Below are 13,007 nucleotides of genomic sequence, written 5' to 3' on the forward strand. Positions count from 1 at the left end.
CTTAAAATATTTTACGATTGGGCCAAAAATAACATTTATCTTCGTTTATTGAAATTAAGCTAATAGGTTGTTTTGGCCACCATCAAGATGAGTATGATGATCGCTATCTTCATCAAATGATGGGGTAAATGTTATCGAAAATAGATATTGCTGATGTGAATAATTAAATGAATAAATTTTATTTGAACTTGAACCCTTACTTTTGTGTCACAGTGTGGCAACCAAGTAAGATTTTTCTTTGTCGATATCTACGTGATTTGTATTGTGATTAAGTCAAATAAATCTTACGTAGGATCGAATTTATGCGTTAATCGTTTTAATTAGCCCATTTTTATGCAGTTTTTTTCTGCTCCAATTGGGAAAAGTAACGTAGAATATTGTGCCTTTATGATTATTCACGTGTCCACTTTTAACTAAGTAGCGGATCGCGCCTTGTCGCTGCTTATTGTGGTTGGTAGAGTAGACGGATTTTTCCGTCCCGGCTTGCAGGATTATCCTTTCGTATGTTTAAAAAATTTCGTGGCATGTTTTCCAACGATCTGTCTATTGACTTGGGTACCGCCAATACCCTGATTTATGTCAAAGGACAAGGTATTGTTCTCGATGAACCTTCTGTAGTTGCGATCCGCCAAGATCGCGCAGGTACATCAAAAAGTGTTGCAGCCGTCGGGCATGAAGCCAAACAGATGCTAGGGCGTACACCTGGGAATATCGCAGCTATTCGTCCAATGAAAGACGGTGTTATTGCTGATTTTTATGTAACCGAAAAAATGCTTCAACACTTCATAAAACAGGTTCATAACAACAGCTTTATGCGTCCAAGCCCTCGTGTATTAGTGTGTGTACCTGTTGGTGCGACACAAGTTGAGCGTAGGGCTATCCGCGAGTCGGCACTTAGTGCGGGTGCTCGCGAAGTCTTTTTAATTGAAGAACCTATGTCTGCTGCAATTGGTGCAGGTTTACCGGTATCTGAAGCGACGGGTTCAATGGTCGTTGATATTGGTGGTGGGACTACAGAAGTTGCGGTTATCTCATTAAATGGTGTGGTTTATTCCTCTTCTGTACGTATTGGGGGAGACCGTTTTGATGAAGCTATCATTAACTATGTACGTCGTAACTACGGTTCGTTGATCGGTGAAGCAACCGCTGAGCGTATTAAGCATGATATTGGCTCTGCTTATCCTTCAGACGAATTAAATGAGATTGAAGTACGTGGACGTAATTTAGCGGAAGGGGTACCACGTAGCTTTACTTTAAATTCCAATGAGATCCTCGAAGCTTTACAAGAGCCATTAACAGGTATTGTAAGTGCTGTGATGGTTGCCTTAGAACAGTGTCCGCCAGAGCTTGCTTCTGATATTTCAGAACGAGGTATGGTCTTAACGGGTGGTGGGGCACTGTTACGTAACTTAGACCGTTTATTAATGGAAGAAACAGGTATTCCTGTTATTGTGGCTGAAGATCCGCTTACCTGTGTGGCTCGTGGTGGTGGTAAAGCATTAGAAATGATCGATATGCACGGTGGCGATCTATTTAGCGAAGATTAATATTATTGTGCGAGTAAGGGAGAAAGGATTCCCCCTTAATCACAATATAACAATATTAACACCTGTTCTTTTACTTCTCCGTGTGAGTGATCTTAGAGTTTATGAAGCCTATTTTTAGTCGGGGGCCTTCCCTGCAACTAAGATTAATAATCGCTGTGATTATCGCGATATCGTTGTTAATTGCTGATAATCGCATAGGTGCTTTTTCAAAAGTCCGTCAGTATTTGGATACTGCTGTGAGTCCTTTCTATTTTCTTGCAAATGGGCCTCGTCGTTTCCTTGATCAACTCTCTGAAACCTTTGCAACTCGCGAACGTTTACAATTTGAAAATCAAGCGCTAAGAAAAGAGCTTCTTGTTCGCAGTGGTGAAAGTCAGCTACTGGAACAATTTAAACAAGAAAATGCCCGCTTACGAGAATTACTTGGTTCACCTTTACGTCAAAATGAACAAATGACGGTAACACAAGTGTTGTCTGGTAATAGTACGCCTTATCGAGATCAAGTGGTGATAGACAAAGGCACTAATGATGGGGTGTATGAAGGTCAGCCTGTTATTAGTGATAAAGGCGTTGTTGGACAAGTTATTGCCGTAAGTGAGTTAACCAGCCGAGTACTGTTAATTTGTGATACCTCTCATGCATTACCGGTACAAGTATTACGCAATGATATTCGCGTTATTGCCTCAGGGGCTGGGTGTGCGGATGATCTACTGTTAGAGGCACTACCTGCGAATATCGATATTCGTGTAGGGGATGTGTTAGTCACCTCAGGATTAGGGGGACGCTTTCCTGAAGGTTATCCTGTTGGGGTTGTTTCTTCGGTAAAAGTCGATAATCAACGTGCTTATTCGGTGATTAATGTGCGACCTTCTGCTGAATTACAACGTTTACGTTATCTGTTGCTATTATGGAACGCCTCAGAGAAGAAACAAGCGCCACCGTTACCTTCAGAGGTTTACCGTGCTGCCAATGAACGTTTGATGCAATTAATGCCACAGGTACTGCCTAACTATGAACAAGCGGGGCCACCACTGCCTCGTTCTATGTCACAAGAGCCAACGGAAAATAGCGCCACCCCAAGTGATATAGCACCAGTAGCACCAACGGAAAACAATAAACCTCAACCTAATACGAATCGAGGTAGATAGTGACAATCAATCCTTATCGTAGCCGTGGGCGTTGGATTATTTGGCTCTCGTTTCTAATAGCTTTGGTGTTACAAATTATGCCTTGGCCTGAGCAACTAGAAGTTTATCGCCCTATTTGGCCGGTGTTGTTTCTGATTTATTGGATAACGTCATTACCTCATCGTATTAGCGTTGGAACAGCATTTGTTCTTGGGATGAGCATGGACTTAGTGCAAGGGACAACATTAGGGGTGAATGCGTTGGCTTATACCCTAGTAAGTTATGTTATCGCCTTTAAATATCAATTATTTTGTAACTTAGCGTTATGGCAACAGGCATTAGTGGTAATGTTAGCGATTGGTGTGGTTGATCTTACTGTATTTTGGGCAGAATTTTTGCTTTCTCCCGTGACTTTTCACCCACAAGTATTCTGGAATAGTCCAGTCAGTGGTATTCTTTGGCCATGGCTTTATTTTTTGCTTCGCAAAGTCCGTCACCAGTTTTCAGTTCATTAACCTCTCTGGATCATGACGGTATTTTTGTGTCACCGTCATGAGGATATTATTGTGATCACTCTTTACCTTGCATCGAGTTCCCCCAGAAGGCGAGAGCTTCTGTCACTGTTGGATGTTCAATTTAGCACCATTACACCGGCAATTGATGAAATTTGGCAACAAGGTGAAGCACCAGAAGATTATGTTATCCGTTTGGCGAGAGAGAAATCTCAAGAGGGGGTACGTCAAGCGACAAATGACTATCCGGTATTAGGCTCTGATACTATCGTAGTTCAAGCAGGTCGTATTCTGGAAAAACCTCGAGATAAAGCACATGCAGCACAAATGCTAAGTAATCTTTCAGGTGCAACCCACCAAGTGATGACGGCGATTGCTATTTCAGATAAAACCCGAACAATAAGCCAATTAGTTGTCACGGATGTGACTTTTAGAAAGATGACAGAAAGTGAAATTAGTGCGTATATTGAAACGGGAGAGCCAATGGATAAAGCTGGCGCTTACGGTATTCAGGGAAAAGGAGGCCGTTTTGTACAACGGATTGAGGGTAGCTATCATGCTGTTGTCGGCTTACCGCTTGTTGAAACCGAAGCATTGATAGCTCAATTTTTGTCTCTAGCGAATGATAAGGAGATTTCATGACAGCAGAGCTATTAGTGAATGTGACTCCCTCTGAAACCCGAGTGGCCTATATCAGCGGGGGCATACTACAAGAGATCCACGTTGAAAGAGAAGCCAAACGAGGTCTTGTCGGAAACATCTACAAAGGTCGGGTAAGTCGTGTATTACCTGGGATGCAAGCTGCATTTATTGACATTGGGCTTGAGAAAGCCGCTTTTTTACATGCTTCTGATATTATGCCTCACACGGAATGTATCGCGGGTGAAGAGCAGAAAAAATTTAATGTTCGTGATATTGCGCAACTTGTACATCAAGGTCAGGACTTGATTGTACAAGTGGTGAAAGATCCTCTAGGTACAAAAGGGGCACGTCTTACAACAGATATCACATTACCATCACGTTACTTGGTGTTTATGCCGGGGGCTTCTCATGTGGGTGTTTCACAACGTATTGAAAGTGAAGAAGAACGTGAGCGCTTAAAACGCTTGGTAGAAGAGTATTGTGATGAAAATGGCGGGTTTATTATTCGCACTGCCGCTGAAGGTGTCGGCGAACATGAAATAAAACAAGATGCTGCTTTTTTAAAGCGCCTATGGAATAAAATCATTGAGCGTAAAAAAAGAAATAAAACGCGTATTCAAATTTATGGTGAGCTCGCTTTAGCACAACGTATTTTACGTGATTTTGCAGGGGCTGAATTAGATAGCATTCGGGTTGACTCTAAATTAACTTATCATCAATTACAGGAGTTTATTGGTGAATATATTCCTGAATTAACCGCTAAACTTGAATTACACCAAGGTAATCAACCTATTTTCGATCTTTACGGGGTTGAAAGTGAAATTCAGCGCGCGTTAGAGCGAAAGGTCGAGTTAAAATCAGGAGGCTATCTGATTATCGACCAAACCGAAGCAATGACAACGATTGATATCAATACGGGCGCTTTTGTTGGTCATCGTAATTTAGAAGAGACGATTTTTAATACCAATGTTGAGGCGAGTCAGGCGATAGCGCGGCAACTGAGATTACGTAATTTAGGCGGCATTATCATTATTGATTTTATTGATATGAGTAATGAAGATCATCGCCGTAGAGTATTAGCTTCCTTAGAACAAGCATTGAGCAAAGATCGCGTGAAAACGACCATCAATGGTTTTTCACAATTAGGTTTGGTTGAGATGACACGTAAACGAACCCGTGAAAGTCTCGAGCATGTACTTTGTGATGACTGTCCTACTTGCCAAGGCCGTGGTACAGTAAAATCAGTTGAAACGGTATGTTATGAAATATTACGAGAAATTGTTCGTGTTCATAAAACCATAGACGCAGATCGCTTTTTGGTTTATGCCGCCCCCGCTGTTGTGGAAGCACTAAAAGGTGATGAATCACATGCTTTAGCCGAAGTGGAAATTTTTGTTGGGAAGCAAGTCAAAGTGCAAACTGAGCTACTCTATAGTCAGGAGCAGTTTGATGTGGTGATGATGTAATGGATTCGCCTTGCTAATAAATATGATGGCAGAAAGGAGACTAAATGAAGCGGCTGTCTAAATCTTTATTATTGATAACCCTTTTTTGCCTGATTATTTTCGCCGTAGTATTAAGTGGATTTCGTTATTTTCTGCCTCGTTTAGATAATTATCGCCCTGAAATTGAAACCTATTTATCTAAACAGTTCAATAGCCCAGTCGCCATGACACAGGTGAAAGGGGAATGGCAAAACTTTGGCCCTGATATCCAAATTACCGGGCTGTATATTGATAATAACAGTGTTGAAGTGAGTGCTGAACAGATCACTTTCTCCTTTGATGTTTGGCGTTCACTGCTTCATTTTCAACTCTATTTTCGTGAATTAACCTTTGAACAATTAGCAGTAAATTACAAAAAGCCTATTTTTACTGGGCAAAATGGTGATATTACTTTCACTGAACCCGATGATATCTCTTCCATTTTCTTAAAACAGTTTGATCGATTTAAATTGGTTGATAGCCGTTTCGTGTTTTTATCACCTTCTGGTGACACTAGCACGCTCCATATTCCCGAATTAATGTGGCTCAATCAGAAAAACCGCCATCGTGCGCAAGGGGAAGTTACTTTAGATACCCCAATAAATCACTATGGTGGACTAAAAGTACGTCTTGATCTCTATACGAAAAAGCAGGGGGCACTGGATAAAGGACAGGTGTTTGTCACCGCTGATGAGGTTGATATTTCCCCTTGGTTAAGCCAATGGGTTAAAAGTAACAGTGGCCTTGGTGAAGCGAAAGCCAGCCTATCTAATTGGATAGAGATCAGCAATGGGCGGATCACGGGTAGCCAGTTACAAATCCATCAAGGTGAAATGGATTGGCGTAATGAAGGGCGCACACATGTATTAAAGGTAGAAGATTTAATTCTACGTATGAGACGCCAAGAAAATGGCTGGCTTGCTGATATCCCTTATACCCGAAAAATAACGATGGATGGTGATGAATGGCCAGATGGTTATTTAGCGGTACTTTATCAACCTAAAGAAAAACAACAGGATGAAGCTTGGCGTATCCGTGCTAAAAATATTGAATTAGAACGGTTATCTGCGTTATTGCCTTTGTTCTCTTTTTTAACGCCTGATGTCGTGCGCCAATGGCAGTATCGTCAATTTTCTGGCATGGTCGACTCATTTGCTCTTGATTTAGCCCCCGATGATTTTAAACGTAGTGCCATTGATATCAGTTGGCAAAATGTTGCTTGGAAACGCTGGCAAGAAATCCCTTCTGTGGCACATTTTAATGGTCATTTAAAGGGTACATTACAGCAAGGAGTGCTTAATTTTGCGCTTAATAACAGTGAAATTGATACTGCTGGGCTTTTTAAAGCGCCACTTAATATAGAAAAAGGCACTGGTACGGTTTACTGGCAGCATCAGGGAGATTCTCTGTCGTTATGGAGTCAAGGGATTGATATAAAAGCCACCTCCGCTTGGGTTGCCGGTGATTTTCGTTATCAAAAACAAGGAGAGCATCAACAACTGTCTATTCTTTCGGGAGTGAATGTGACCGATGCCGGTGAGACATGGCGCTATTTACCTGAAAAATATGTCGGTAAAGATTTAACACAATATCTCTCTGACGCGATTATTGCCGGAAACGTTAAAAACGGTACGTTTATTTTTCATGGTGATCCGCGGGATTTCCCTTTTGAACAACATAATGGTTGGTTTCAAGTCTATGCCCCAGTAAAACAGGCGACCTTCAAATATGATAGTGAATGGCCGGCACTGTTTGATCTTAATGTTAATCTTAATTTTAAGAATAACGGCTTATGGATGTCCTCTGATAATGTTCAGGTTGGTAAAGCCACCGCTAAAAATTTGACGGCGATTATTGAGGACTATAACAAAGAAAAAATTGTTATTGATGCAGATATTGAAGCCACGGGGGATGATTTAAAAGAGTATTTTCTAGCTTCGCAAATGGCAACGATTGGTCATACACTTGAAATACTAAAAGTGGCTGGAAAAATTAACGGGAGTTTGCATCTCGACATTCCTTTTGATGGCGAGCAGGTGGCCGCTTCTGGTCAGGTAAACTTAAACAATAACGATGTCACATTAGCCTTTATGGATACCACCCTAGAAGGTGTTACGGGACAATTTCGTTACCATAATGATAAATTAGAGAGTGATACTTTAACCGCGAATTGGTTTGGTCAACCTCTGACATTTTCTTTTGCTGGTGGTGATCAACGGGATGCTTATCAAGTTGGTGTTGATCTAAAAGGACAATGGGATATCGCGAAAATTAAGGGATTACCTAATGATATACAACATAAATTAAGCGGTTTTTTACCTTGGCATGGCGCGGTAAGTGTTAATATTCCAGAAACAGCGGATGTCAATTATCAAGTGGATCTGACCGGACAAGTGAATGCGCTACAAAGTCAGTTAGCTGCGCCAAGTACCGATGATTTTAAAAACGCTTCCCCCATTGTGATTTCAGCAAAAGGGAATAGTGAAAAACTTAGCGTTAGTGCCGATGCACAAGATCAGTGGTCATTAAATAGTGAATGGGCGTTAGGTGAACCATTACGTCTATTACAAGGTAATTTAGTCTCTTCCTCACTCACACTACCTCAATTAAATGATCAATCACGATTGACTATTGCTTTGCAGGGATTGCAAGGCGATAAATGGCTACCTACTTTAATGGCTTTTTCATCATTAGCCCCTTCTGAAAACGCGATACGTTTCCCTACCAATATTCATATTAGTCTGCCTGAACTTAATTTTGCTGGTCAGCAATGGATTGCGCCACAAACAGAAATTATGCGTGCTGATGATGGTGTAAAATTATCCTTCTCAGGGAGTGAGTTACGAGGTGACTTATTTGTACCCAATACGGCACAACCTTGGCAGGTGAATATTACCTATCTCTATTTTAATGGCGCTAGCCCAACGGAAGAAAATAAATCCTTAAAAATGGCAAATGAGCCTGACGCCAAAAAAGCAGTTCAATTTTCACTTAAAGATATTCCTGCTATCAATTTCGCCTGCCAAGAGTGTTGGGTGAATGGATTATTACTAGGGAATATTGAAGGTGCAATACAGCCTCGTGACGGAGCATTATTGTTAACTGCAGGTAAGCTTAAAAATAGCAGTGGCGAGCTATCTGTGAGTGGTGTGTGGTCAGAAGATAGTTTAGGCAACAGTATCACTAAGCTAGCAGGTAAACTAATGGCACCGGAAGTCGATGAAATGGCGGCTTACTTTGGTTATATCATTCCGATTGTTCAGTCACCACTTACGGCAGATTTCTCACTGCAGTGGCACAATACCCCTTGGAATTTTGATCTAAAAACACTCAATGGTGAAGTGAATGCTTCTCTTGGAAAAGGGCGTATTGAAAAGGTGGATGTTGGGCAAGCGGGAAAATTATTACGTCTAGTCAGTTTTGATGCTCTGCTACGTAAGTTGCAATTCGACTTTAGAGATACTTTTAGTGATAATTTTGAGTATGATTCCATTAAAGGTGATCTGACGGTTAAACAAGGTGTTTTAAACGCGAAAAGTGTTGCTGTAGATGGTGTTATTGCCGATATTGCTATAAAAGGTCAAGTGGATCTGTTGGTGCGTAAAATGGACTTACAAGTAGTGGTAACTCCTGAAATATCAGCTACAGTAGGCGTTGCTACCGCATTTGCTATTAACCCCATCGCTGGTGCTGCTGTATTTGCAGCTTCAAAAGTACTGGGGCCACTTTGGAGTAAGATTTCAGTTATACGTTATCATGTTACCGGAACGGTAGAACAACCCAAGATTGACGAAGTACTGCGTCAACTTAAGGAGGATCAGGCGTTATGAAAAAAGTTAATGTCGCACTTTTGCAGCTTTGTAGCGGAAAAAATATAAAAAATAATCTGGCGCAAATAGAGCAACAGATTAAGCAACTCCCCGATTCAGTCAAGCTTGTATTAACGCCTGAAAATGCATTACTTTTCTCCAGCGCAAAAGATTATCATAAACATGCTGAAATTCAGGGGAAAGGGCCATTACAAGATGCGATTGCTAATATAGCGCAGCGCTATAAGGTGTGGATCTTAGTGGGTTCAATGCCATTGATTAGCCGAGATTCTCCTGAGCAGATCACCAGTAGTAGTTTAGTTTTTGATGATGAAGGGGTGATCCGCGCTCGTTATGACAAAATTCATATGTTTGATGTGAACATTGATGATGAACAAGGCGAATATAATGAATCAGCCATTTATCAACGTGGTGAACGCTTGACTGTAGTGGATACACCTGTGGGGAAATTAGGTTTAACGATTTGTTATGATTTACGTTTTCCCGGTCTTTTCCAAGCATTAAGAGAAAAAGGTGCTGAAATTATTTCTGTACCGGCAGCCTTTACTCGTTTAACAGGTAAAGCGCACTGGGAGCCATTGTTACGCGCGCGGGCTATTGAAAATCAGTGTATTATTTTGGCACCGGCTCAAGTCGGTACCCATGATGCTCGTCGCACATGGGGTCATACAATGGCTGTGGATGGTTGGGGGAAAGTATTGAAAAAGAACCCTGATGCGGTCAGTGCCCTAACGCTCAATATTCGAGTCGATAGTTTAGAAGGTATGCGTGAACAGATACGGGTTGTGAAACATAATCGCTTTCGCCCGAAACTGACACACTTAATAAAAAAAGTTAAGGATAAAAAAGAATTATGAGTTTAGCTGTTGTCAGCGAAAGTCTGTTGGAAGCGAACAACCTGAGTTTAGATGATTTAGCATCGACACTAGAGCAGCTTGCACAGCGTCAAATTGATTATGGTGATCTTTATTTTCAATCAAGCTACCACGAAGCATGGATATTAGATGATCAGATAATTAAAGATGGCTCTTACAATATTGACCAAGGGGTTGGCGTTAGAGCGATTTATGGTGAAAAAACAGGTTTTGCTTATGCAGACCAATTAACACTCAACGCACTTAACCAAAGTGCTCATGCTGCGCGTAGTATTGTGCAAGCACAAGGCAATGGGCAGATCCATACACTGGGTGCTATTCAACATACTCCGTTATACAACCTAAATGATCCATTACAAAGTTTGTCTCGTGAAGAAAAAATAGCACTATTACATGACGTTGATCGTGTGGCACGGGCTGAAGATAAACGTGTTAAACAAGTCAATGCCTCATTAACGGGAGTGTATGAGCATGTGTTAGTTGCTGCAACGGATGGTACTTTAGCGGCGGATGTGCGTCCTCTTGTACGTCTTTCAGTAAGCGTACTGGTCGAAGATGACGGTAAACGTGAACGTGGTTCGAGTGGTGGCGGTGGTCGTTTTGGTTATGATTATTTTCTGACTAAAGAAAATGGCGAAACCCATGCAGCGACTTATGCCCGTGAAGCGGTACGCATGGCATTAGTTAATTTATCGGCTATTGCTGCACCAGCAGGTACAATGCCTGTAGTTTTAGGCGCCGGATGGCCCGGTGTTTTATTACATGAAGCTGTTGGACATGGTTTAGAAGGTGATTTTAATCGTCGTCAAACATCGGTATTCTCTGGGCGTATTGGCGATAAAGTAACTTCTGAGTTATGTACTATCGTGGATGATGGTTCAATTGAAGGCCGACGAGGCTCCGTGGCGATTGATGATGAAGGCGTACCGGGTCAATACAACGTATTAATCGAAAATGGCATCTTAAAAGGCTATATGCAAGATAAGATGAATGCGCGTTTAATGGGGGTAAAACCGACGGGCAATGGGCGTCGTGAATCCTATGCACATTTGCCAATGCCACGTATGACCAACACCTATATGCTCGCGGGTAAATCTTCTCCTGAAGAGATCATCGCCAGTGTCGATCGCGGTATTTATGCGCCAAACTTTGGTGGTGGGCAAGTTGATATTACCTCGGGTAAGTTTGTTTTCTCAACTTCAGAAGCCTATTTAATTGAAAAGGGTAAAATTACTAAACCAATTAAAGGCGCAACCTTGATAGGTTCAGGTATTGAAGCGATGCAACAAGTTTCTATGGTGGGTAATGATCTCGCATTAGATAAAGGTGTCGGGGTATGCGGCAAAGAGGGGCAAAGCTTGCCGGTAGGGGTTGGGCAACCGACACTGAAATTGGATAAGTTAACCGTTGGTGGTACTGCTTAACAGTTGTTATTGTTATCTATTTATACAAATTACCCCAATAAAACTCCATCGCTATGATGGAGTTTCTATTTAAGTGAGTAAATGGAGCTATTTATGGGCAAACGTCTATTCCCTGTTCTTATTGTTGTGGCTGTTTTATTTTTTGTTCTTTATAAAGGATTAGTACCTGAAACGCAGATACCAGCAACAGCGCCTCCTACATCAACAACATCTACATCGTCAAAGAGTTCAATCAGTCAGCCTGAGTCTCAACGTCCTTTAGCAATTGATGAAAAGACACAAGCTAATAAAGTGGCTGATTATTTGCAACAACACGCTCGCTTACCTGATTTTTATATCAGCAAAAAAGAGGCTCGAGCTAAAGGTTGGAATGCGAAAGCGGGCAATTTATGTGACGTTTTACCAGGACGGGCGATTGGTGGTGATCGCTTTATGAACCGTGAAAAACAGTTACCTGAAGAAGCAGGGCGCCAATGGTTTGAAGCAGATGTCAATTATCAATGTGGACATCGTGGTAGCGATCGCCTGCTATATTCTAATGACGGATTAATTTATTTAACCACCGATCATTACCGTACCATGCAAAGAGTTGCACCTTAATGAAACAGATTATTTTTGATTTCAGCACATTGGCGGATCGAGATGCTTTTTATCATCAGTTTGCTCAGCAATTTCAATTAGATGAAGCATTCGGTAATAATCTTGATGCGTTATGGGATGTATTAACAGGAGAAATTGAATTGCCTGTTAATATTGTTTTCAGACATGCACCGCATCATTCCCGCACCTTCCAGCCCATTATTGAGATAATGCAAGAAGCGCAAGAGACGCTGGGTAAAGAGCTATTTCGCTTTCATTGTGAACATAAAAAAGCTAAGTAGAGCTAGCTGAAAGCCCATAAGTATTACAAGGTATCCTGAAAACCGCAGTGGTATCATGATTTAGCACTGCGTTTTCAGGAGCATCAGTCGTTAAGCTGACTCTGAGAGATCTTTTAGATATTGAAACAATAAGCGGAATGATTTTGGCGGTTTATTGGCTTCTTTCTCTTTTTTAGCATTACGAATAAGTGTGCGTAATTGCTGGCGATCGGCCATAGGATAAAGCGCTACCACTTCCTCAATCACTTCATTACCACCGTCAATCAGACGTGTACGCAGATCTTCTAGTTTATGTAACACTAAAATTTGCTGATTATGGCGATTTTTTAGTTTATCTAGTGCTTGGCGGATCGGCTCTTCATCAACATTACGGAGTAACTTACCGATATATTGAATTTGGCGACGACGCGCTTCGCGTTGTACCTTTTGCGCCAATTTAATTGAAGCGAGTAGTTTTTCATCAAGAGGAACACGTTCAAGCTCTTGAGCACTTAACTCAACAAGTTCGGTGCCTAATTTCTTTAACGCTTCAGCATCACGTTTAATTTCACTTTTGCTGACCCAAATGATCTCTTCCTCTTCTTCCTCTTCTAACGGTGTATTGTCAAATTCAGGATTGAGGTAGTGCCACTCTTCTGGCTGCTTTGCCATAATAAAAATTCCTGTTGCAGAGTAAGCCGGGAGT

Annotated in this window: 11 protein-coding genes; 10 read left to right on the forward strand and 1 reads right to left on the reverse strand. The window is 41.5% G+C overall.

What is annotated here, in order from left to right:
- Window positions 1-503 precede the first annotated feature (503 nt).
- From mreB to HMPREF3129_RS14260, 10 genes are all read left to right on the forward strand, one after another.
- Entirely contained in the window at window positions 504-1,547 is a 1,044-nt protein-coding gene (mreB, locus tag HMPREF3129_RS14215; RefSeq protein ID WP_004245330.1) for a rod shape-determining protein MreB, read from the forward strand.
- Between the two features lie 101 nt (window positions 1,548-1,648).
- Window positions 1,649-2,695, forward strand: coding sequence for a rod shape-determining protein MreC (gene mreC / locus HMPREF3129_RS14220; protein ID WP_004248904.1), 1,047 nt, complete (start codon window positions 1,649-1,651; stop codon window positions 2,693-2,695).
- 5 nt (window positions 2,696-2,700) lie between these two features.
- Window positions 2,701-3,189: a rod shape-determining protein MreD gene (gene mreD, locus HMPREF3129_RS14225; protein WP_026164602.1), complete on the forward strand. Its 489-nt coding sequence runs from the start codon at window positions 2,701-2,703 to the stop codon at window positions 3,187-3,189.
- A gap of 51 nt (window positions 3,190-3,240) precedes the next feature.
- A complete protein-coding gene (locus HMPREF3129_RS14230; protein ID WP_004248907.1) occupies window positions 3,241-3,828 on the forward strand; it encodes a Maf family protein in 588 nt (195 codons plus the stop codon).
- A complete protein-coding gene (gene rng, locus HMPREF3129_RS14235) occupies window positions 3,825-5,294 on the forward strand; it encodes a ribonuclease G (protein WP_004245326.1) in 1,470 nt (489 codons plus the stop codon). Before HMPREF3129_RS14230 ends, rng begins: the two co-directional genes overlap by 4 nt.
- Before the next feature lie 44 nt (window positions 5,295-5,338).
- Complete coding sequence (yhdP, locus tag HMPREF3129_RS14240) at window positions 5,339-9,142, forward strand: AsmA2 domain-containing protein YhdP (protein ID WP_036919703.1); 3,804 nt, start codon at window positions 5,339-5,341, stop codon at window positions 9,140-9,142.
- Window positions 9,139-9,999, forward strand: a complete 861-nt coding sequence (gene nit1, locus HMPREF3129_RS14245) for a deaminated glutathione amidase (protein ID WP_036919705.1) — start codon at window positions 9,139-9,141, stop codon at window positions 9,997-9,999. The genes yhdP and nit1 overlap by 4 nt, the downstream gene beginning before the upstream one ends.
- Window positions 9,996-11,441, forward strand: coding sequence for a metalloprotease TldD (gene tldD, locus HMPREF3129_RS14250; RefSeq protein WP_004245322.1), 1,446 nt, complete (start codon window positions 9,996-9,998; stop codon window positions 11,439-11,441). The genes nit1 and tldD overlap by 4 nt, the downstream gene beginning before the upstream one ends.
- A 93-nt stretch (window positions 11,442-11,534) precedes the next feature.
- Window positions 11,535-12,041: a ribonuclease gene (locus tag HMPREF3129_RS14255; RefSeq protein WP_012368831.1), complete on the forward strand. Its 507-nt coding sequence runs from the start codon at window positions 11,535-11,537 to the stop codon at window positions 12,039-12,041.
- Window positions 12,041-12,322: a barstar family protein gene (locus HMPREF3129_RS14260; RefSeq protein ID WP_004245317.1), complete on the forward strand. Its 282-nt coding sequence runs from the start codon at window positions 12,041-12,043 to the stop codon at window positions 12,320-12,322. The genes HMPREF3129_RS14255 and HMPREF3129_RS14260 overlap by 1 nt, the downstream gene beginning before the upstream one ends.
- 90 nt (window positions 12,323-12,412) lie before the next feature.
- On the opposite strand, the gene yjgA is transcribed toward HMPREF3129_RS14260, so the two are convergent.
- On the reverse strand, window positions 12,413-12,973 hold the full coding sequence (gene yjgA, locus HMPREF3129_RS14265; RefSeq protein WP_004248913.1) for a ribosome biogenesis factor YjgA: 561 nt from the start codon (window positions 12,971-12,973) through the stop codon (window positions 12,413-12,415).
- Between the last annotated feature and the right edge of the window lie 34 nt (window positions 12,974-13,007).

This window comes from Proteus sp. HMSC14B05 (assembly GCF_001808035.1).
Classification (GTDB): domain Bacteria; phylum Pseudomonadota; class Gammaproteobacteria; order Enterobacterales; family Enterobacteriaceae; genus Proteus; species Proteus mirabilis.

Coding starts and splice junctions, on each gene's coding strand:
- mreB (WP_004245330.1), top strand. CDS start 504: ATGTTTAAAAAATTTCGTGGCATGTTTTCCAACGATCTGTCTATTGAC.
- mreC (WP_004248904.1), top strand. CDS start 1,649: ATGAAGCCTATTTTTAGTCGGGGGCCTTCCCTGCAACTAAGATTAATA.
- rng (WP_004245326.1), top strand. CDS start 3,825: ATGACAGCAGAGCTATTAGTGAATGTGACTCCCTCTGAAACCCGAGTG.
- yhdP (WP_036919703.1), top strand. CDS start 5,339: ATGAAGCGGCTGTCTAAATCTTTATTATTGATAACCCTTTTTTGCCTG.
- nit1 (WP_036919705.1), top strand. CDS start 9,139: ATGAAAAAAGTTAATGTCGCACTTTTGCAGCTTTGTAGCGGAAAAAAT.
- tldD (WP_004245322.1), top strand. CDS start 9,996: ATGAGTTTAGCTGTTGTCAGCGAAAGTCTGTTGGAAGCGAACAACCTG.
- HMPREF3129_RS14255 (WP_012368831.1), top strand. CDS start 11,535: ATGGGCAAACGTCTATTCCCTGTTCTTATTGTTGTGGCTGTTTTATTT.
- HMPREF3129_RS14260 (WP_004245317.1), top strand. CDS start 12,041: ATGAAACAGATTATTTTTGATTTCAGCACATTGGCGGATCGAGATGCT.
- yjgA (WP_004248913.1), bottom strand. CDS start 12,973: ATGGCAAAGCAGCCAGAAGAGTGGCACTACCTCAATCCTGAATTTGAC.